This window comes from Metamycoplasma subdolum, assembly GCF_033546815.1.
GTDB lineage: Bacteria > Bacillota_I > Bacilli_A > Mycoplasmatales > Metamycoplasmataceae > Metamycoplasma > Metamycoplasma subdolum.
The window spans coordinates 78,243-100,338 of the sequence record NZ_CP137846.1 but is presented as its reverse complement, the minus strand read 5'-3'; the positions used below and the strand labels follow the sequence as shown (position 1 = coordinate 100,338).

14 protein-coding genes and 2 rRNA genes are annotated in these 22,096 nt (G+C 30.8%); 3 read left to right on the top strand and 13 right to left on the bottom strand.

Going from position 1 to position 22,096, the window contains the following annotated elements:
• Nucleotide 1 precedes the first annotated feature (1 nt).
• The 13 genes from dnaE to R9C05_RS00335 all read right to left on the bottom strand — a co-directional run bounded on the left by dnaE (nt 2) and on the right by R9C05_RS00335 (nt 20,061).
• Nucleotides 2-3,007 carry a DNA polymerase III subunit alpha gene (gene dnaE / locus R9C05_RS00395; RefSeq protein WP_121940626.1) on the bottom strand — a complete coding sequence of 1,002 codons (3,006 nt, stop codon included), beginning with the start codon at nt 3,005-3,007 and terminating at the stop codon, nt 2-4.
• Nucleotides 3,008-3,119: 112 nt separating this feature from the next.
• Nucleotides 3,120-4,013 (bottom strand): hypothetical protein, encoded by an 894-nt coding sequence (locus R9C05_RS00390; protein WP_147437877.1) that lies wholly within the window; start codon nt 4,011-4,013, stop codon nt 3,120-3,122.
• Nucleotides 4,014-4,242: 229 nt separating this feature from the next.
• Nucleotides 4,243-5,118: a hypothetical protein gene (locus R9C05_RS00385; RefSeq protein WP_121940624.1), complete on the bottom strand. Its 876-nt coding sequence runs from the start codon at nt 5,116-5,118 to the stop codon at nt 4,243-4,245.
• A gap of 17 nt (nt 5,119-5,135) precedes the next feature.
• Nucleotides 5,136-6,029, bottom strand: coding sequence for a hypothetical protein (locus tag R9C05_RS00380; protein WP_121940623.1), 894 nt, complete (start codon nt 6,027-6,029; stop codon nt 5,136-5,138).
• A gap of 335 nt (nt 6,030-6,364) precedes the next feature.
• Nucleotides 6,365-9,263 (bottom strand): 23S ribosomal RNA (locus R9C05_RS00375).
• Between the two features lie 179 nt (nt 9,264-9,442).
• Nucleotides 9,443-10,961: ribosomal RNA gene (locus tag R9C05_RS00370) — 16S ribosomal RNA — on the bottom strand.
• Together the 16S and 23S rRNA genes form the textbook arrangement of a ribosomal RNA operon.
• A 392-nt stretch (nt 10,962-11,353) precedes the next feature.
• Nucleotides 11,354-11,830, bottom strand: a complete 477-nt coding sequence (gene greA / locus R9C05_RS00365; RefSeq protein ID WP_121940622.1) for a transcription elongation factor GreA — start codon at nt 11,828-11,830, stop codon at nt 11,354-11,356.
• A gap of 1 nt (nt 11,831) precedes the next feature.
• Nucleotides 11,832-12,533: a BC85_0335 family putative methyltransferase gene (locus R9C05_RS00360; RefSeq protein WP_121940621.1), complete on the bottom strand. Its 702-nt coding sequence runs from the start codon at nt 12,531-12,533 to the stop codon at nt 11,832-11,834.
• Complete coding sequence (locus R9C05_RS00355) at nt 12,526-12,909, bottom strand: hypothetical protein (RefSeq protein ID WP_121940620.1); 384 nt, start codon at nt 12,907-12,909, stop codon at nt 12,526-12,528. Before R9C05_RS00355 ends, R9C05_RS00360 begins: the two co-directional genes overlap by 8 nt.
• A 4-nt stretch (nt 12,910-12,913) precedes the next feature.
• Nucleotides 12,914-13,342 (bottom strand): Holliday junction resolvase RuvX, encoded by a 429-nt coding sequence (gene ruvX, locus R9C05_RS00350; RefSeq protein ID WP_121940619.1) that lies wholly within the window; start codon nt 13,340-13,342, stop codon nt 12,914-12,916.
• The gene (gene alaS, locus R9C05_RS00345) at nt 13,343-15,994 is read right to left on the bottom strand and encodes an alanine--tRNA ligase (RefSeq protein ID WP_121940618.1); all 2,652 of its coding nucleotides are present in this window, start codon (nt 15,992-15,994) and stop codon (nt 13,343-13,345) included. It abuts the gene before it with no gap.
• A gap of 292 nt (nt 15,995-16,286) precedes the next feature.
• Nucleotides 16,287-19,034, bottom strand: a complete 2,748-nt coding sequence (gene mgtA, locus R9C05_RS00340; protein WP_121940617.1) for a magnesium-translocating P-type ATPase — start codon at nt 19,032-19,034, stop codon at nt 16,287-16,289.
• 280 nt (nt 19,035-19,314) lie between these two features.
• Nucleotides 19,315-20,061, bottom strand: coding sequence for an ATP-binding cassette domain-containing protein (locus R9C05_RS00335; protein ID WP_121940616.1), 747 nt, complete (start codon nt 20,059-20,061; stop codon nt 19,315-19,317).
• 38 nt (nt 20,062-20,099) lie between these two features.
• Between R9C05_RS00335 and R9C05_RS00330 the strand changes: the two genes are divergently transcribed.
• From R9C05_RS00330 to rsmG, 3 genes are all read left to right on the top strand, one after another.
• A complete protein-coding gene (locus R9C05_RS00330) occupies nt 20,100-20,339 on the top strand; it encodes a Smr/MutS family protein (protein WP_121940615.1) in 240 nt (79 codons plus the stop codon).
• Nucleotides 20,340-20,419: 80 nt separating this feature from the next.
• Nucleotides 20,420-21,397: a ribose-phosphate pyrophosphokinase gene (locus R9C05_RS00325; protein WP_121940614.1), complete on the top strand. Its 978-nt coding sequence runs from the start codon at nt 20,420-20,422 to the stop codon at nt 21,395-21,397.
• A complete protein-coding gene (gene rsmG, locus R9C05_RS00320; protein WP_121940613.1) occupies nt 21,369-22,064 on the top strand; it encodes a 16S rRNA (guanine(527)-N(7))-methyltransferase RsmG in 696 nt (231 codons plus the stop codon). Before R9C05_RS00325 ends, rsmG begins: the two co-directional genes overlap by 29 nt.
• Nucleotides 22,065-22,096 lie beyond the last annotated feature (32 nt).

Sequence of the window (22,096 nt, the reverse complement as noted above, 5' to 3'; positions counted from 1 at the left end):
TTTATCCTTTAGTTACAAAATATTCTTTAATTTTAGTAAGTTTGTGTCTTCCATCACTTTTTAAAATAATTTCAGCTTCAATAATTTTATTCTTAAATTTAATTAAATCTTCTGTTGCATTAAATGCAAATACTTGAAGTTTTTGACTACTATCTGAAAGAGTTAAGATGTAAAAATCTTTGCCGTTTCTTGCAACTCTTTTTAAAACATTTTCGCATTCAACTACAACAACATAACTATTTCCGAAGTGTAAGTCTTTTAATTGAGAACCAATTTTTTCTCAACTTTGTAATATATTTGTATTATAACTTTGACCTAAAAATTCAATCTCATTAGCTTTAATTTCTTCAATCTTATCATCCTTGGTATTTTTAATTTCTATCTCGCTTGATTTTGTAGAAATATCAAGAAGATTTAAGTTTTCTAAATTTTGCATTTTTAATGAAAGCATTAAATAACTATTGGGATTTGAAATCTCATGTAGCATTGTTTTTTGCGATAAATTAAAGCATCTTAAAGCACTTGCTTTAATTAAAGTTTCTATGTTGCTAATACCAAAGTTTTTAATCAAACTTACGCACATGCAAAAATGTGCAAACGATTTATAAGGGCCATACTCTTTTCTATTTTTTACTAAATTCTTAATAGTTTCTGGCCCTATTCCCTTAATCATTGCAAGTGGTAAGTAAATAGTTTCATTTTTAATTTCACTAACAAAAGAAGAGAAGTTAATATCAGGTGATGCAACACTAATATTCAAGCTTTTTGCTTCATTTACATATTTATTAATATTAGTTTGAGAACCACGATTTGATGAAATAATAGCAGCATAATATTCAAGCGGAAAATGTGCTTTTAAGTATGCCATTTGATAAGAAAGATAAGCGTAACTTACAGCATGTGCTTTATTAAATCCATATGATGCAAACTCTTCAATAGCAGCATATATTTTTTCACTTATTTGTTTTGGATAATTATTTTTAATAGAATCTTTGATAAATTTTTCTTTTAATCTTTCCATTTCATCAAGTTTCTTTTTTGATATTGCTCTTCTTAAAATGTCAGCTTCACCATAACTCATTTTGGCCACTTTTTGAGCAATTTGCATTATCTGTTCTTGATAGACAATAATGCCATAAGTTTCTTCAACTATTTTATCAAATTCAGGCGAAATTTTAGGTACCTTTTCAATGCCGTGTTTTCTTCTTGCATAAGTAGTTAAATTAAGCATTGGCCCAGGTCTAAAAAGTGAGATAACCGCAACTATATCATTAAATGTTGAAACCTTAACTTTTTGAAGTGTCTTTATCATTCCTGGACTTTCAAGTTGAAAGATTCCAGTAGTTTGTCCGCTTGTTAAAAGTTCAAAAGTTTTTTTGTCATTGAAGTTAATATTTTTAAGCTTAAATTCTTCTTTTTTCCCTTCATTTATTTTGTCTAAAATTTCTTGGATTGTTGTTAAAGTTTTAAGACCTAAAATATCCATTTTTAAAAGTCCAAATGGTTCAAGATTTTCCATTGCACTTTGAACTTGTTGAACATTATTTGATAAAAAATATGTAGGTATAATTTCTTCAATATTTTTAGGACTAATTACTATACCAGCGGCATGAGTTCCCGTTTGTCTATAAAGGCCTTCTAATTTGCTTGAATTATAAACGATTTGAGTGATTAATAAGTTGGTAATATTTTCAATTCTTGCCATTAATAAAGCAAATTTTTGGTTTTTTTGATACTCTTCAACAAGGTTTATATCTTCATCACTAATTGACTTAGAAATTTCATTAATTAAGGATGGAGAAACACCATAAACTCTTAGTACATCTCTTATCGCAGATTTCTTTCCGAGGGTAGAAAAAGTAACAATATTTGCCACTCTTTTTTCGCCATATTTCTTGATTAAATATTCAATAACTTCATCTCTTCTGTTATCTTGAACATCAACATCAATATCAGGCATTGAAACCCTTTCTGGATTTAAAAACCTTTCAAAAAGTAGCCCATATTTTAAAGGATCAATTTCAGTAATTCCGAGTATAAAACTAACAAGTGAACCTGATGCAGAACCACGCCCTGGCCCAATACTAATTTTGTTATTTTTTGCTCAGTTTACATAGTCTTGAATAATTAAAAAATAGTCTTCAAAATTTAATTTTTCAATTATTGATAGCTCATATTCTAGTCTTTTTTGATATTCTTTAGTAAATGTTTTTTCATTGAATTTTTGAGTCAATTTTTGCTTTAAAAGATAACGTAAAAATTGCTTTGAATTCATGTTTAATTCATTCTCAAAATGTGGTAAAACATATGGGTTTATTTTAGTCTCAAAATAACAAGATTTAAGTAAATTATTTGTATTATTAATTAATGTTTTTTCAAGCTCATCTTTTATTTCAAATTCAAAGTTCAAAGGTTGATATACAATGTTTTTGTCCTTTTCATCACCGTTGGTTTTTGATAATAGATTAATAATTTCATTTTCAGAAATATCCAAAATACAAAAATGATTTATAACAAGAGAATTATGTAAATTTTTAATTATAAACTCTTTGTTTTTTTGAATATCACTTAATTGAAATGAATAAAAATAATTTGAAGAACTTACTAGTTTTTTATGTTCTACAGTATAAAATCCAAATAAAGGATGTTCAACAATTTTAATGTTTTTATTCCCAAGCAAAGTGTCTAATGAACATAATTCTTTACCTGATAAAATTTCATTTGAAATTCTTTTTATTAAGTTGAATCCTTCTTCATTTTGAGCATATAAAATATAACGATATTTTTTGTTTTCAAGTTTAATATCAACTTCAAGAGCAAAAATAATTTTTATGTTATTTTTTTTAGAAAAAAGTAAAAACTGAGCATAACTAAAAAAGTTGTTATACTCACTAATTACTAAATATTCAGGGTTTTCTTGCAATAAAAAATCTTTTAATTCATCACTAGTAATAGAACTTTTTAAAAATGAATATGATGTATTTAAATGTCCATTAATTAATTTCATAATTTAATTATAATCAATTAAATTTTAATTGAATTTATTAGTTAAAAAGCATTAAATTTTAAGTATTAAAAAAAGAGATCGCACTCTTCTTTTAAACTTTCTGTTGATTCAACTAAAGCGGATAAACTGCAAAGATTGGCATAAAAGCAAAGAAGTATTTTAAGCCACTTTTTTCTTTACGATACACTGCTAAAACACTAATAAATCTTATTAAACAAAATGCTGGAAATGTTCCTAAGATTGAAAATGCTAACATATATAATTCATTACCAGTTATAAAGGCGAAATTGGTTAAATGATCTAAAACAATTCATGCAAGCATATATCCTATAAAATAAATTGTTTTTAATAAATGAGATATAAAAAGTGCTTTTTCGCTGTCAAATTCTTTACTTTCCTTGCTTTCGAAATACATTGAATAAATAGAACAAGAAAATAGAATATCAATTAATATAAATTTAATAAGTATTAAAACTACATAAACAAGCATTCTTTTATCATCAATTACTGGAGAATATCCGTGATGTCACATGAATGGACAAAATGTTAAATATAAATATACTATTCATATAAAGGTATTTCATACATTGTTTGCTAAATCAATTCTATTGATTTTTTGATCATTCAAGATTGTATAAATTAGATATCCACCTTTTGAATTAGTATATTCAAAATCTTCATTTTTAAGTTTCATTATTTCTTTAATTAATAGATCGGATATTAAAAATCTATTTGCTAAAAATAAAATTATTAGCTCAAGTAATTTAATTCCTAAAAATACTCCATAATGACGAAAATAATCAATATCCTCAATTTTTGAAGGAGATTTTAGATTTCAAGTAACGTATCAAACGATATCAGAAATCAAAATGGTAAACATCATTAAAATACTTAATATATTTAATGCGAGTATTTTTTTGACATTTACTTTAGTTTTAAGATTTTTGTCTAAGTTTAAAGTATTCAATATTTTAAAATTATCCAACATCGAAAATTGTCTAGTCATAAAATTGTAATTTACTCCATATATATTTTTATCTATTTTTATTGTTAAAGGTTATGACATAAATATATATGATAAAAATATAAATGACTAATTATTTTTAGAAAAGACTTTTATTAATACAAAAAAATGGCAAAATATGTAATTTAAAATGCATTAAATTATTAGTTAAAAATGATTTTATTGCAAAGCAATATTGAATTAAAAAACCAACCAATTAAGGTTAGTTTGTCTAAAGTGGATATACTGCAAAGAAAGGCATGAAAATATAAAAATATTTCAGAGAGCTTTCTTCTTTTGCATAAAGAATAAAAAGTAAAATTACTTTGATTGAATAAAAAATTGGAATTGTGAACAAACTAGTGTAATATACAGCTAAATAATAAAGGGGTGTTAGTCCATACATAGTAGTTGAAAAAGTGGTTACTAAGCAAAAGCAAGCAATGAAGGTGAAATATAGTGCTATGAATAAATAGTTTACAAAATTTCCCATTTCATTTTTTGCTTTTATTTTATTTTCAAAAATAAAGATTTTTAAGTATCAAATGTAAGATCAAAGAATGTCAACTACTATATATTTTCCAATTATTCCAAGCGAAAAGATTGGTAATAATTTTCCTTCATCAGGTTCATAAAAATAGTAAAAGAATGGAAAGACTGAATAAGCAAAATAACAAATGAATAAAATGAAACTATAAGCTCTATTTAATAAAGTAAGTTTGTTTACTTTTTTGTTAGATAGAAATAAGTAGATTAAGTAATAACCTTCTTTATTTTGATAGGCAATTTCTTCATCTTTAAGTTGGTTTAATTTCTTTGCCAAAATGTTATTTATGACAAATTTATTGAGCATATAAAATAGAAAGAAAGCAAATATTTTAACACCAAAAAATATTGCTTGTTCAGGCTTGTATTCATCATGTCCTCAAAACTGATAATGAGAATAAAATAAAATTACATCGCAAAGTAAAATAATAGTAATAGATAAAATGCTAATTATATTAAAGGCAAGTAATGTTTTAGTTTTAATTTTACTTTTGATTTTATTATCCAAGTTTGCAACAGTTAGGATTTTAAGATTATCAAACATAGTAAAATTTGTGTTCATAATTTGGTTTTCTTCCTTTAATTAAGATTATTTTTTTGCATTGGATAGATTGCAAAAAGCATAAAAATGTAATAGTATTTGATTTTGCTTTTTACATTTCTAAATACAATAAAGAGAGTAACTAGTTTAATAAAATAACAAATAACAAATAGAGGTGCAATTGATAATAAGCCATAAAACTCAACCAAAAAATCAGCACCTAAAACTACAACAAAGTATTGCATTGTAGTTCAAATTAAAGCACCAATGCTTAAGGTAATCGCAAATACTAAATAATTTGCAAGGCTTCCAATTTCATGATTAATATCGCTTGTATTATCATCCTTGAAATATTTTGCATATAAAACAAATGATCAAATGAAATCAAAAACAATGTATTTTAAAAGCATAATAATTGAAAAGACTCAAATTCTTTTACCATATTCAAAAGATGCATATTTAAAAAATGGTGCAACTGAGAATGCTAAATAACTTAAGATTAGAATAGTATCAAAAATGTGATGAGTTAATGTGATTTTATTTACTTTTTTGTTGTTTAAAAATGAATAAATCAAGTAATGACCTTCACTACTTTTATAAATAATTTCTTCATCTTTAAGTTTGTTTAATTCTTTTGTTAAAACTAAGTTTGTTATAAACCTATTAAAAAGATAGAGCAAGATAAAAATAGATAATTTTATGCCTAAAAATATTGATTGAGTAACATTGTATTCTTTATCATATGAATCGAAAAATTCAATGTGTTTATTATACAAAATGATGTCGCAAAGGAACAATGAAGTGAAGATTAGAATTGAAAGTATGTTAAAAACAAAGAGGGTTTTTGTTTTAACTTTGCTTCTAAGTTCTTTATCACTATTCAAAGCAATTAATACCTTAAAATTCTCTAAGGTTGAAAAGTGTAGATTCATTTATTTCTCCTAAATAGATAAAAATTTTATATAAAATGTTTCTTAATAAAAGATTAATATAGAAACGGTTAACTTAGTTAATTAAACCTGTTAAAACTATATAAAATTAGGTCTTCTTTATTGTATTTTTGTACATAATTTGCTACTTTTTTGACAAAAAAAGATGCTTAAAGGAAATTAAAAATTGTAAATTTATAGGTTTGAGAAAGTTTAAATTTAAAGAAAAAGTAATAAAAAAAGCCCTTATAGGCTTCTAAATGTCGGCTCATCGCATTTATTTTTTTTATGTTCTTTGAAAACTGAATAAGACTTTAATTTAAACAATCTATAGTTTCACTATTAAACCAATCAATTTATTAGTACTGGTCAGCTGAATACATTGCTGTACTTACACCTCCAGCCTATCGACCTCATAGTCTATAAGGAATTTAAAAGGGAATACTAATCTTTGAGTAGGCTTCCCGCTTAGATGCTTTCAGCGGTTATCCTTTCCACACTTGGCTACCCAGCTATGCTCTTGGCAGAACAACTGGAACACCATCGGTGTGTCCACTCCGGTCCTCTCGTACTAAGAGTAGCTCTCATCAATATTCCAACGCCCACATCAGATAGGAACCAAACTGTCTCACGACGTTTTGAACCCAGCTCGCGTACCGCTTTAATGGGCGAACAGCCCAACCCTTGGAACCGACTCCAGCTCCAGGATGCGATGAGCCGACATCGAGGTGCCAAACCTTCCCGTCGATGTGATCTCTTGGGAAAGATAAGCCTGTTATCCCCAGGGTAGCTTTTATCCGTTGAGCGACGGCCTTTCCACAAAGAACCGCCGGATCACTAAGTCCTGCTTTCGCACCTGCTCGACTTGTAGGTCTCACAGTCAATCACACTTCTACCTTTATGCTCTATATACGGTTTCTGACCGTACTGAGTGTAACTTTGAACGCCTCCGTTACCTTTTGGGAGGCGACCGCCCCAGTCAAACTACCCACCACACACTGTCCTCTTGCCAGATGATGGCAACAAGTTAGAAGTTCAACGTAACAAGGGTGGTATTTCAACGGCGACTCTACGAGAACTAGCGTCCTCGCTTCACAGTCTCCCACCTATCCTACACAAGTTAAATCAAACTCCAATATGAAGTTATAGTAAAGCTCCATGGGGTCTTTTCGTCTAGATGCGGGTCTCCGGCGTCTTCGCCGGAACCATAATTTCACCGAGTCCAATGTCGAGACAGTTAAGAGATAATTACTCCTTTCGTGCAGGTCAGTATTTAGCCGACAAGGAATTTCGCTACCTTAGGACCGTTATAGTTACGGCCGCCGTTCACCCGGGCTTCATGTCAATGCTTCGCATAAGCTAACACCTTCACTTAACCTTCGGGCACTGGGCAGGAGTCACCCCATATACATTGTCTTACGACTTAGCATAGAGCTGTGTTTTTGATAAACAGTTCCCCCTTACTATTCACTGCGGCCCAAATGTTACTTTGGGCATCCCTTCTTGCGAACTTACGGGATGAATTTGCAGAGTTCCTTGACATTGGTTTTCTCGCTCGCCTTAGAATACTCATCTTGGGGACGTGTGTTCGTTCTTGGTACGGGTTCCACAGAACTTATAGTTAGAAGCTTTTTTAAGAAGCATGAAATCATCTAATTCGCTACTCAGTTTCCCTTTCACTATGCATCATAACTCAAGGTTATGCCATGCGGATTTGCCTACATGGCCCTCTCATTATTTACCCCGCAATCCAATAAGCGGTAAGACTATCCTCCTCCGTCACTCCATCACATTCAAGGAAGTACAGGAATATTAACCTGTTGTCCATCGGCTACGCCTTTCGGCCTCGTCTTAGGACCCGACTAACCCTGGGTGGACGAACCTTCCCCAGGAAACCTTCCCCAATAGGCGTCAAAGATTCTCACTTTGAATCGTTACTCATACCGGCATTCTCACTTCTAAGCGCTCCAGCAGTCTTTACAGTCTACCTTCAATGCCCTTAGAACGCTCCTCTAACGTACTTTCGTACCCGTAGCTTCGGTATTGTGTTTTAGTCCCGTTAAATTATCGGCACAGAATCTCTCGACTAGTGAGCTATTACGCACTCTTTAAACGATTGCTGCTTCTAAGCCAACATCCTAGCTGTTTAAGAAATTCCACAACCTTTCTCACTTAACACAATTTTGGGACCTTAGCTGACGATCTGGGTTGTTTCCCTCGCGTGCATCGACGTTATCACCGATGTACCGACTGCATAACAATACGCTGTAGTATTCGGAGTTTAATTATAGTCAGTACCGCTAGGCGCGGCCATTCCATATTCAGTGCTCTACCCCCACAGCTTAACGTTACACGCTAGCCCTAAAGCTATTTCGAGGAGAACCAGCTATCTCCAGGTTCGATTGGAATTTCACCCCTACCCACAAGTCATCCGGGCACTTTTTAGCGTACTACAGTTCGGTCCTCCACTTAGTATTACCTAAGCTTCAACCTGCTCATGGGTAGATCACCTGGTTTCGGGTCTATATCAACATACTTAACGCCCTATTCAGACTCGATTTCTCTATGGCTTCGCTTTAATCCACTTAACCTCGCATGTTGACATAACTCGCCGGTCCATTCTGCAAGATGTACGCCATCACCCATTAACGGGCTCTGACTAACTGTAAGTAATTGGTTTCAGGATCTATTTCACTCCCCTCCCGGGGTTCTTTTCACCTTTCCCTCACGGTACTAGTTCACTATCGGTGTCTGGTTAGTATTTAGCCTTACCGGGTGGTCCCGGCAGATTCAGACAGGGTTTCACGTGCCCCGCCCTACTCAGGATACTGCCAAAAGATTTACACATTTCGCTTACGGGAATTTCACCCTCTATGTTTAAGCGTTCCAACTTATTCTGCTATATGTAAATTTTGTAACTTTTAATAGACAGTCCTACAACCCCAGCAACGAGTGCTGGTTTAGGCTCTTCCCCGTTCGCTCGCCACTACTGAGGGAATCATTCTTTATTTTCTCTTCCTGATGCTACTGAGATGTTTCAATTCACATCGTGTCTCGCCATTCAGCTATGGATTCACTGACTATGGCAATGGAGGATTAGCTCCATTAGGTTTCCCCATTCGGAAATCCCCGTCTAGTTGCCTATTTCCGGCTAAACGAGGCTTATCGCAGGTAATCACGTCCTTCTTCGACTTCCAGACCCAAGGCATCCACCAAAAACTCTTATCTTGTTTAATAGTTATTATTTTTGTATGAGACCTATTATTTGTCTTTAAATATTCTATAGGTTGATCTAAACTTTGAAATATTAATTTCAATGTCTTATTCAGTTTTCAAAGAACAAAATTTGAGAGAAAAGTTCCCTCAAAACTGGATACGATATTTTTCCATAACGTTTTGGTTAATGTACTCCGTAGAAAGGAGGTGATCCATCCCCACGTTCTCGTAGGGATACCTTGTTACGACTTCACCCCAGTCACCAGTCCTACCTTAGGCAGTCGCCTCCGAGGTTAGCAAACCGACTTTGGGTATTACCAGCTCCCATGGTGTGACGGGCGGTGTGTACAAGACCCGAGAACGTATTCACCGCAGCGTAGCTGATCTGCGATTACTAGCGATTCCGACTTCATGAAGTCGAGTTGCAGACTTCAATCCGAACTGAGATCGGCTTTTTGAGATTTGCTCCACGTCACCGTATTGCTTCTCTTTGTACCGACCATTGTAGCACGTGTGTTGCCCCACTCGTAAGAGGCATGATGATTTGACGTCATCCCCACCTTCCTCCCAGTTACCCAGGCAGTATCTCTAGAGTCCTCGACATGACTCGTTAGTAACTAAAGACAGGGGTTGCGCTCGTTGCAGGACTTGACCAAACATCTCACGACACGAGCTGACGACAACCATGCACCATCTGTCACTCCGTTAACCTCCACTATATCTCTATAGCTTTGCGAAGGATGTCAAGAGTGGGTAAGGTTCTCCGCGTATCTTCAAATTAAACCACATGCTCCACCGCTTGTGCGGGTCCCCGTCAATTCCTTTAAGTTTCACTCTTGCGAGCATACTACTCAGGCGGATCATTTAATGCGTTAGCTGCGTCAGTGAATGCTCCACCGACTAATGATCATCGTTTACGGCGTGGACTACCAGGGTATCTAATCCTGTTTGCTCCCCACGCTTTCGTCCCTCAGCGTCAGTATAAACCCAGTAAGCTGCCTTCGCCTTTGGTGTTCTTCCATATATCTACGCATTTCACCGCTTCACATGGAATTCCGCTTACCTCTATCTAACTCTAGTTTACCAGTATCCAAAGCGAGCCAGGGTTGAGCCCTGGGATTTGACTCCAGACTTAATAAACAGCCTACGAACGCTTTACGCCCAATAATTCCGGATAACGCTTGCGACCTATGTATTACCGCGGCTGCTGGCACATAGTTAGCCATCGCTTTCTAATAAGGTACCGTCAGCTTGGCCTCATTTCCTAAGCCAAGTGTTCTTCCCTCACAACAGAACTTTACAACCCGAAGGCCGTCATCGTTCACACTGTGTCGCTCCATCAAGCTTTCGCTCATTGTGGAATATTCCCTACTGCTGCCTCCCGTAGGAGTTTGGGCCGTATCTCAGTCCCAATGTGGCCGTTCAGTCTCTCGACCCGGCTAAACATCATAGCCTTGGTAGGCCATTACCCTACCAACTAGCTAATGTTCCGCACCCTCATCTCTTAGCGGGGCAAACGCCCCTTTCACAACGGAATCATGCGATTCCATGCGTATCCGGCATTAACCAATGTTTCCATTGGATATTCCAATCTAAGAGGTAGATTAAGCACGTGTTACTCACCCATTCGCCGCTAAAGTATTGCTACTTCCGCTCGACATGCATGTATTAGGCACACAGCCAGCGTTCATCCTGAGCCAGGATCAAACTCTTAATAATGATTGATTTGATTCTTTAAATAGAATTATAGAATTTTAAAAATAAAAAAAATTGACGTTATGGTATCGTATCCAGTTTTCAAAGAACTTTTTGCGAGCAAATAAAACTTGTAAGTTTAATTATAACCCAATAAATGAGATTTTTACAAAATTTTTAACTTTTTTGCTTCAAAGTTTTAAAATCACTTTTATATCATAATTTTGTTAAAAAAATAATTACCTATTCATTAGGCACGTCTATTATTTTATAATAATTTTTTAGAGTTTTATAAAAATTTTTATAATTTTTTTTATTTATTAATAATTACATATTAAGAGGCTGATTTTTGAACTAATTTTTAAATAAAAATGGCTTAAAAAAGCATTAAATTAAAAAAATCTAGGCCTTTTGCCTTAGATTCTTTTTATATCTAAAATTTCAATATTATATTTGTGTGGACCTTCAACTTCGACAACGCTTCCAACTTTTTTATCAAGTAATGCTTGAGCAAGCGGACTTAGGTTAGAAATTTTTTCTGAAAAAGGGTCAGCTTCTAATGCACCAACAATAGTTACAGTTTGTGTGGTTTGAGTACTTAAATTTTTAAATGAAACAATTGATCCAATTCTTACATGATTTGAGTCACTGGTTTCAATTAGCTCATAATTATCTAGAATTGCTTGAATTTCAGTGATTTGATTTTCAATCATAGCTTGTTTATCACGAGCAGCATCATATTCAGCATTTTCTGAAAGGTCACCTTGATTTCTAGCTTCTTTTATTTCTTCAATAACTTGAGGTCTATCAACTTCTTGTAGTCTTTTTAATTTTGCTTGATATTCTGCTAATGCTTCACTTGTTAAATAATTTTTTTGTTTATGTGTTGTCATATTATTCCTTTAAAGTACTTTGCAATAAATCTTTTGCTAAAAGTATAACACAATTTTTATTAAACTTAATTGTTTCATAACGTAGGTTATTTTGGGTTAAAAATTCTTTTGATTCTTTGAATTCTTTAGTTTTTTCAAAATCAATAACCATCATTCCTTGATCATCTAGAAAAGGTAAAACTTCTTCAACTTTTTCAGTAATACTTTTATTTAAATCAAAGTTTATTAAGTAATCAAAATTGCCCTTACTATTATTATTTATATTAATAGGATTAATTTTGGACTCAACTTGCTTGCCAAAACTTTGCAAATCATATTCTTTGGTTTCAGTTGTTTCAAAATTAATATCTCTATTAGTTAAAACAGCAAGTGAAATTGCTAAATACTCATCTTGTGTTGATAAATAAATTGATTTGAAATTATTTAGATAAACATTATTAACTAAAAATGTTACTAAAAAATCATCAAGTGAACTTTTGCTTTTAACTTTAAGTTCTTCTAAAATAATTCCAAAATTTGGATTAATTCTTTGTAGTTTTAGCTTTTCTTCTTCGTAATTTAGTGATCTATATTTTGATAAAACTTTCTTTTTAAGTCTTCAAAAAACTATAAATGCAATAACAATAATTACTAAAACAACTAAAACTGAAATTGCAAGACCGATTCTTGCTTTTATGCTTAGTGATGACTCTTTATTAATCATCTGCTTTTTCGCTTTCTTCCTCTTTTTCAAGATCTTCGAAAAATCTTTCAATTATGTCATAACTTTTATCACGTGAAGGTACTGTACATAAATCGTTAAAGCTCTTTAAAACTCTTTCAAGTTCTTCATATTCTTCTTCATTTGAAGCAATGTCTAAAAAACCTGCTTTGTGAATGTTTTTTCCTTTTAAAGGAGTAATTAGTTTGTTTTCTTCATCATAAACTAAATAGTATGAATCTTTGTGATTAAACTTTGCTAATGAAGTTTCTAAAATTACGTAATAAGTTCCTTCAACATTGTTTTTGTTTTTAATTGTGATTTTTCTTCCGTCAGTAAATATATTTAATTTTTGTCTTGGATCGTTTTGTATTTTCATATTCTTATTTTACTCTTTCTAAGTAGTTTTCTAAAATTATTTGGGCGGCTAGGCTATCTTTCTTTGTTTTTCTTTTTTTTCTAGTAAAGCCTGCTTGAATTAAAATGTCTTCAGCTTGACTTGTCGTTTGTCTTTCGTCTTGAAAAACAACAGGAATTTTTATTTCTTTTTCCAGTAAAATTTTAAACTCTTCAACCATTAAAGTTCTTTCGCTTTTGCTTAAATCCATTCTAATAGGATAACCTAAAACAATAAGGTCAATTTCGTTTTTATATTCACTTTCAAAAATAAAAAATTTCACTTTATTTATTACAGCGTTTCAATCTTTTTCAGCAATGTGATAGTTTTCAATTCCTGTGGCAATTATGCCAAAAGGATCTGAAATTGCAAACCCACAAGTCTTAGTTCCTAAATCAAGGCAAAGTATTCGCATTTATATTAATTCCTTTATTTTTGAAGCAAGCGTTTTTTGATCTAATGTTGAAGAAATTGAACCTTGACAAACAAGCACATTTCCCCCACCTCTTCCATTGAAACTATCAGTGATTTTTTTAAAGATTTCTTGAGCGTTAAATTTCTTAGTTCCTACTAATATAAAGTAGTTTTTCGGTTTTGTCTCACTTAAAGCAACAACAATTGATGAAGGATTTGTTTCACGTAGTTGAATTGCAACTTTTCTCAATGTATTTGCATCATTTTCAAAGAATAAAAATAGTTCTTTTCCATTAACTTTTTCAGCTTTATATGCTTCAATTGAAACTGCTTCATTTTGTTTTGCTTTTAAAAATTTACGATAATCTTCACGAATAATTTCTTCAAGTCTTAAGTAATCATTTAATAGTTTTTCTTTGTCTTCAGTTTCTTTTGGAATCTTGGTTTCAAAAGTCTTTGAATATGTTTTTTCAAACTCTTGATTTTGCTTAATTAAGGTTTTTAAAAACTCTTGTTTTAGTTTAATTTGTTCATCTAAATAAGCATGAACATAAGATTTTGAAATTAGAACTCTTAAACGATAAACACCAGTACCTTTTGAATCAACAGAAACTATTTTAAAATCTTCAATATCTTTTGAGTTTGCAACGTGAGTTCCACCGCAAAGGTCACGAGTAATATTTTCAAATTCAACTACTCTAACTTTGTTTGCGTCATGATATTCGCTTTCTTCAATAGTCATTCAAGCACCAAGTTTTTGTGCTCCTTTAATTGAAGTAATAATGTAATTTCTTTTTGCTTTTTTTGCAATAAAAGAACGCATGATTTTTTCAATATTAGCAAGTTCTTCTTTATTTGGACGTCTATCAAGCCCGAAGTCAAAAGTGAAATGTTCTCAAGTAATATTTGAACCAAGTTGTTCAATTTTTTCATGTGGATAAGTTTCACGAATTGCATGATACATTAAGTGAGTTGCTGAGTGCCCTCTGGCAAAATTAATTCTTTTAGCTTCATCAACAAAACAGTCAATTTTGTCTTTAATGTTAATCTTCCCTTTTACTTTATGAACGTGGTTTCAATACTTATCTTTAAAAACATCTAATATCTCAATCTTGTTTTTGCCTTGCATCATGTATCCATGGTCATGATTTTGCCCACCACTTGTTGCATAAAAAGGAGTTTTATCTAAAATTAGATAAGATATTTCATCTTCTTTTGTTTCTTTAATTTGTTTTTCTTCATTTAAAAGATAAAGAATTTTTGAAGTTGATTTTGTGAAATCATAACCAATAAATTCACTTACAAGATCTTTTACTAAAGCAAGGGAATTTATAACCTTGTCCATTCCAACACCAACTTCACCTCTTGATTTTTCTTGATGAATTTTTTGGTATTTTTCAAACTCTTTTAAATCTAAGAAAATTCCTTTTTCTCTTAAAATTTCATCAGTTAATTCAATAGGAAATCCATAAGTATCAAACATTTTGAAGGCAACTTCCATTGTGATAGTTCCCTTTTTTTCGATTTCATTTTCAAGTAATTTTTCACCATCATTGATTGTTTTGGCAAAAAGTTCTTCTTCTTTTTTAATAATGTCTTCAACTTTTTTAACATCAATCTTATAAATTAATGAATCACGTACAACTTTTGTTAATTTATATAAAAATGCTTTTTCATTAATTTTTAAGGCAAGCCCTGCACGATACGAACGTCTAATTAATCTTCTAATAATATAACCACGCCCAATGTTTGAGGGATTAACACCATCATTGATTGCATTCACAGAAGCTCTCATATGATCTGCAATTATTTTAAAGTTTGTATTAATTTTTGTCTGTTTAGGATTTTTTGTAAAGTAATTATTAATATCGTATTTTAAGTTTGTTAATTTTTCAGTTGCATGAATTATAGGTAGAAATAAGTCTGTATCAAAATTAGTAGGAGCATCTTGCAAAATAGAAACAATTCTTTCAAGCCCTGCCCCAGTATCAATGTTTTTCGTTGCCAAATCAGTGTAGTTATTTTCACCATCATTATTAAATTGACTAAAAACTATGTTTCAAATTTCAATGTATCTGTCGTTTTCAATATCATCTTTTAAAAGTTCAATGCCACGTTTATCATACTTTTCACCACGATCATAAAAAATTTCAGTATCAGGCCCACATGGCCCTTGCCCTACATCTCAAAAGTTAGTTTCACGGCTTCCTTTAATCATATGATCTTTTGAAATTCCAAGTCTAGTTCAAGTGTCAAAAGTTTCTTTATCTTCTGAATAATATGTAATAAAAATTCTTTCTTTTTCAAGTTTTAAAACTTTGAAGATAAATTCATAAGCAAACTCTATTGCTTCAACTTTGAAATAATCACCGATTGAAAAGTTACCAAGCATTTCAAATAAAGTATGATGTCTTGCAGTAACACCAACGTTTTCTATGTCATTAGTACGAATAGATTTTTGTGAGTTTGTAAGTCTTTTTGCGGGTGGAATTTTCTTGCCACTAAAATAATCTTTTAATGTAGCAACTCCTGAATTTATTCAAAGTAAACTTGGATCATTAACAGGAATAAGTGATTTTGATTCAACAACTAAATGACCTTTTGATTCAAAAAAGTCAAGTCACATTTGTCTAATTTCTTTTGATGATAACATATTAACTCCTTTAAGCAATATTAAATTATATAGTTAAACATAAAATACTAATAATTGATATTTTAAAATTATAACTATTTAAAGCAAACAAGTTAATAAAAACTTTGCGAAAAATAAATAGATAAATGGTTAATTTTTTGAGTATTTTAAATAGCCAATTCATTATAAAAATTGTTCAAAGATTTTCTAATGATTTTTAACACTAAAAATTTTTAAATTTGCTCTTAAGATAAGAAAGAAATTAAAAAAAATACGTTCAATAAAATTGAACAATATTTTCTTATGTTTTTTTCTATAAAAATTGTTTATAAATTTTTCTATAAATAAGTTTGACAATCATAAGCAAAATGATATAAGTTGCTAAGAAAAGTGCTAGTCAAGCATAGAAGATTGGTTGGAGTGCTTTTAAGATTAATCCTTCATTTAATTTAGGTATATAAGGCGCAGCAGTTACTATAACCAAACCACCAATGCTCATTACGCTAAGAGCTCATGAAGCATTTGATTTTATAACAGGTATTCTATCAGTTCTTAGGAAATGAAGCACTATAACTTGAGTTCACATGCTTGTTACTAATCAACCAGTTCAGAATAATTTTTGAAACTCTTTAATTAGAGTTTTATTCGTTTCTGCAATTGCTTTGTATTGTGATCCAACTTGGTTTGGAACGACTACATAATAAAGAATCATAAATGCCATAATATCAACTATTGAAGATACAGGCCCAAACCAAAGCATAAACCGTAGAATTGATTTATATTCTCATTTTTTCGGCGATTTTATAAATTCACTATCGACATTATCTCAAGGAATTGATCCGCAACATAAATCGTAAATTAAATTCAAGAAAATAACTTGAACAGGCATCAATGGAATAAATGGCAATATTATTGATGCAAGTATTATTGAAACTATATTTCCAAAGTTAGAAGAAACTGTCATTTTTACATATTTATTAATATTTGCATGTGTTTTTCTTCCTTCTTTTATTCCAGTCGCAAGAACGTTTAAATCTTTTTCTAAAAGAATAATATTTGCCGTTTCTTTTGCAATATCAACTGCAGTGTCAACTGATATTGAAACATCAGCAACTTTCATAGCAGGAGCGTCATTAATTCCATCGCCCATATAACCAACAACATGACCATTCTTTCTTAAAACATTAATTATTCTTGCTTTTTGATCAGGTGAAAGTTTTGCAAAAATTTGTGTTCTTTCAACTTCTATTGAAAGTTCTTCATCACTCATATTTATTAAATCTTTACCAAGCAAAATCCTTTCGTGAGGAATCTTAACTTTGGTGCAGACTGCTTTAGTTACTAAAGGATTATCACCAGTTAAAATCTTAACTTCTACACCTAAATTATGAAGTTGTTGAATTGCATCTTCAGCAGAATCTTTTGGAGGATCTAAGAAAGTCAAATATCCTACTAAAGTCATGTTTTTTTCATCTTCAACTGAGAATTTCCCAACTGGTGATGAATCTTTTTTAGTTGCAATAGCAATAACTCTCATTCCTTCTTCAGAAAATTCTTCAACTTTAGCTAAAACTTTTTTAATTACTTTTTTATCAAGTTTTTGCACTTTTCCATCTAAATATATAGTGTCACAACAGTGAATTATTTCTTCCACCGCACCTTTGGTAATCATCTTTACACTATTATTTTTTAAAGAACGCACTAGTACTGACATTCTCTTTCGATGAAAATCGAAAGGAACTTCGTCAATTTTTTCATAATGAAGTTCAAGATTATCTAGACTTAAATCTTCTTCAGCAAGTTCAAGTGTTTTTTGAATAATTGATTTATCAAGTAAATTTTTAAGTCCAGTTTGATAATATGAATTTAAAAAGGCGTGTTTTAGAACATAACTATCTTCTTTGCCAGTAACATCAAGATGACGTTCTAAAATAACTTTGTCTTGAGTGATTGTTCCAGTTTTATCGGTGCAAAGAATATCCATGGCACCAAAATTTTGAATAGATTTTATATTTTTAATAATAGTTTTTTGTTTCCCCATGGCAATGGCACCTTTTGAGAGACAACTTATCATTATCATTGGAAGCATTTCAGGCGTTAGCCCAACCGCAATTGAAACTCCAAATAAAAGTGCTTTAATTCAAGGACTTTGAAGTCCATCATGCTTTGTAGTTAGACCCACTATTAGAAAAACAATAGGAATTACAACTGCCATAATAATAGTAAGCATGATTGAAATTTTTCTAATTCCCTTTTCAAAATTAGTAGGTACTTGCTTTTCATTAACTTTGGCGGCAACTCTACCTAAATAAGTTTCATCTCCGACTACAACAACTACAGCTTTTGCAGATCCTGAAATAATGTTTGATCCTAAAAAAGCTAAGTTCGGACGATCTGTTACATTATCATAATTTTTATTAGGATCAATTTCTGCAAACTTTTCAAGTGGTTCACTTTCGCCTGTTAAAGAAGATTGACTTACGAATAAGTCTTTTGCTTGTAAAATTCTTACATCAGCAGGAATAATGTCGCCCGCTGCTAAGTGAATAATATCGCCAACAACAATTTCATCAAGAGGAATTTCTTTTAAAACTCCGTCTCTTTCAACCAATGAAGTTGTCTCAATAATTTCAATTAATTTATTTGCACTTGTGGCAGATTTCTGCTCTTGAATAAAATGAATAATTGAGCTAATAATTACCATAGCAAAAATGATTGACATTGTTAAATAATTTTTCTCCCCCGCAGGAGCTAAAATTATGTCTACAATAATTGAAATAATTGCTAGTATTACTAAAATGATATTAAATGGATTAAAGAAAGAACGGAAAAGTCTTTTACCAACATTATCCGCACCTTTTTTTGAAAGTATGTTTTTACCATACTCATTTCTATTGTCATTAATAGTTTCCTCGCTATTAATTCCGTTAAGTGAGCTATTATATTTTTTTAATATTTCTTGAGTGCCTGTTTCACTAGATTCAACTAATCTTTTTTTAGTTTCTAAAAGCCTTTGTTCAGCTATTATTTTTGATCTGTGATTTTGACGTAATAAATTCATGTTTCCTCCTTATTTTTTAGATAAAGAGACTCAATATTTTTTAAAGATAACAAATTCAAAAGAACTTGCTATGCAAATATGTCGCCTCATCAGTTGATAGTTCCTTTGAACTCATACACTTCCTTTCAATTTTTATTGATTAATTATACCAAAATAATAAAAGAAAAAATCTTAAATTTTTATTAATTTTTTTAAGGCATTTTTAAACACTATAAAATTTCAAATTTCTTCTTTAAATTAAATGTTTTTTGAAGAGTAAGCAAATAAAAAAGTAGGTTCGCTACTTCTTGTAAAGTTCTTCTATAAATTCTTTCGTAATTTCTTCCACTTTTCCCTGCTTTAAAATCTTACCTTCTCTAATAGCAACATAGTCTTCAAAATTATTTTCAAGTAGGTTTAAATCATGAAGTGTTACTAACACTGTTGCATGATTTTCTTCGTTAACTTTTTTAAGTAAATCAATAACCTCTTGACTCAAAATTATGTCAAGTCCAGTAGTAGGTTCATCTGCTAAAATAAGTTTCTTTTTATTTGTTAAAAGTCTTGCAATTTGTACCCTATGTTTTTGACCACCTGAAAGTTCGCTTACAAGGCTAAATGCTTTATCAAAGATGTTAAGTTTTTCTAAAATTTCAAGTACATGTTTTTGCTTCTTTTTTCAATCCAAATTAAATAAATTAACAAAGAAATTATTAGAAAGTTTTACCTCACGATATACATTTTTAAATACAGTATCTGTTGAAACTAAATCATCTCCTTGAGTCAAATATCCAACAGTTTGAAGGAAATTTTTATAATCTTTTTTGCTCATTTTTTGAATAGATTTTCCTTCTATAAAAAGATCCCCCTTTTTAATAGAAAGTTGATTTAAAATTGCGGCAAAAAGCGTACTTTTTCCTGCCCCACTTTGTCCAATAATTGCAACCATTTTGCCTGCAAAAATATCTAAATTAATACCTTCTAAAACAAGCTCATTTGAGTTTTTGTAAGTACCTTCATAGTCATTAAATGAAAGAATTTTTTCCATATTTTCAATTATAGCATTGTCAAGTTTATAATTAGGCTATGAGCGAATATTTTGTTAAAAAAATTGACCTTCATGGTCTTAGCGTATCACAAGCAACTGCAAAAGTTTTGAATGCACTTTTTGAATTTAATGAAGATTCTTATCTTGATTTTTTAGATATCATGGTTGGAAATGGAACTGGTGCTTTAAAACTTCAAGTTGAAACTTTACTTGAAGAAGAAGGCTACTCTTTTACTTATTTAAATCAGACGCATTCTCTTATTAGAGTTAAAAAATAGTTAGTTTCAACCTTATTTGCCAAAAAAATTTTGTCTGGAATATAATCTAAAATATACATAAAATGAAAAGGATAATTAAGATGCAAGATACCAAAAAGAAAAATGTTGTTATTTTCGGAATGGACAACTCTTGAGATTTAGCAGTTGAAATTGGGAAAAAGATTGATCGCGAAGTTAATTCAATCCAAAAAACAACTTTTGCCGATGGTGAAGTACTTTTACAATCTAACTTTACAGTTAGAAATAAAAATGTTTTTATCGTTTGTCACACTGCAAAACCAGTTAATGACAACATAATGAGCCTTCTTGTTTTTATAGACTCATTAAAAAGAGCAAGTGCAAATACTATTAACGTTGTTATTACTTACTATGGATATGCAAGACAAGACCGCAAGGTTTCAGGAAGACAACCTATTAGTGCAAAATTAGTTGCTGATTTATTATCAACAGCAGGGGCTACAAAAATTATCACAGTAGATCTTCACAACCCTTCAATTCAAGGTTTTTTCGATATTCCTGTTGATGATTTGGGTGGTCAGTTCATTTTTACAAATGAACTTAGAAAAAGAAAAGAAAAATTTGTCATTGTTTCACCTGACCACGGTGGTGCTGTTAGAGCAAGACAACTTTCTGAACTTTTAGAAAATGATGAAGAAATTGCCATCATTGACAAACGCCGTACTGGACCAAACAAAAGTGAAATTCTTGGTGTTTTAGGTAATGTTAAAGATAAAAATGTAATTATTTTCGATGACATTATTGATACAGGTGGAACTATTATTAATGCGGCGATGGCCCTTAAAAAACAAGGTGCAAAAAAAATTATTATCGCTGCAACACACGGGCTTTTTTCACGTGGTTTTGAAATGTTTGAAAACAATGAAATTATTGATGAAGTAATGATCACAAACTCAACTGGAATAAAAAATACTGGTGAATACAAAAAACTTAAAATTCTTTCAATGGCTGACTTTTTAGGTAGAGTTATTGAAGCAAATATAAATAAATCATCAGTTACAGAAGTTTATTATGATTACATCAGAACAAATAAAAAATAATTTAAAAAATTATTTGCCTTTCTTAAATAATGAAGCTTTGGAGAAACTTGAAGCTTATTATTTTTTAATTGAAGAAGAAAATCAGAAGTATAACTTGACAGGTTTTAAGGATGAAAAACTTTTAAATGAAGGAATAATTGAATCAATTTTAACTTTCAAATTTATAAATGAAAATATTCTTAATTTAAGCGAAAAAGAAGTTTTAGACATTGGAGCAGGGGCTGGGTTTCCAACAGTTCCTTATCTTTTAATAAATCCTACTTTTAACCTCACAATTTATGAAGCATTAAATAAAAGAGTTAATTTTTTAAATTTAGTTAAAGAAAAATTAAATCTTAAAAATTTAGAAATCAAACATATTAGATGTGAAGAATCCAAAGAAATAAACAAATTTGATTTTATTACAGCAAGAGCAGTTGCTGAACTTCATGTTTTGATGGAAATTAGCCATCATGTTGCCAAAATCGGAGCAACTTTCTGTTTCTTAAAATCAAAAAATTTCTTAGACGAAGTTTTAAATTCAAATTTTATAACTAAAAAATTAAGAGCAAATTTTACTTTTTTTAATTTAGAAAAATACTTTGAAAAAGAAAATATTTTAGTCACTTATACAAAAGAAAGTGAAACTCCTCAAGGTATTCCTCGCAAGTGAAATCAGATAAAATAAATAATATTAATTAAATAAAATCACTAATGTGA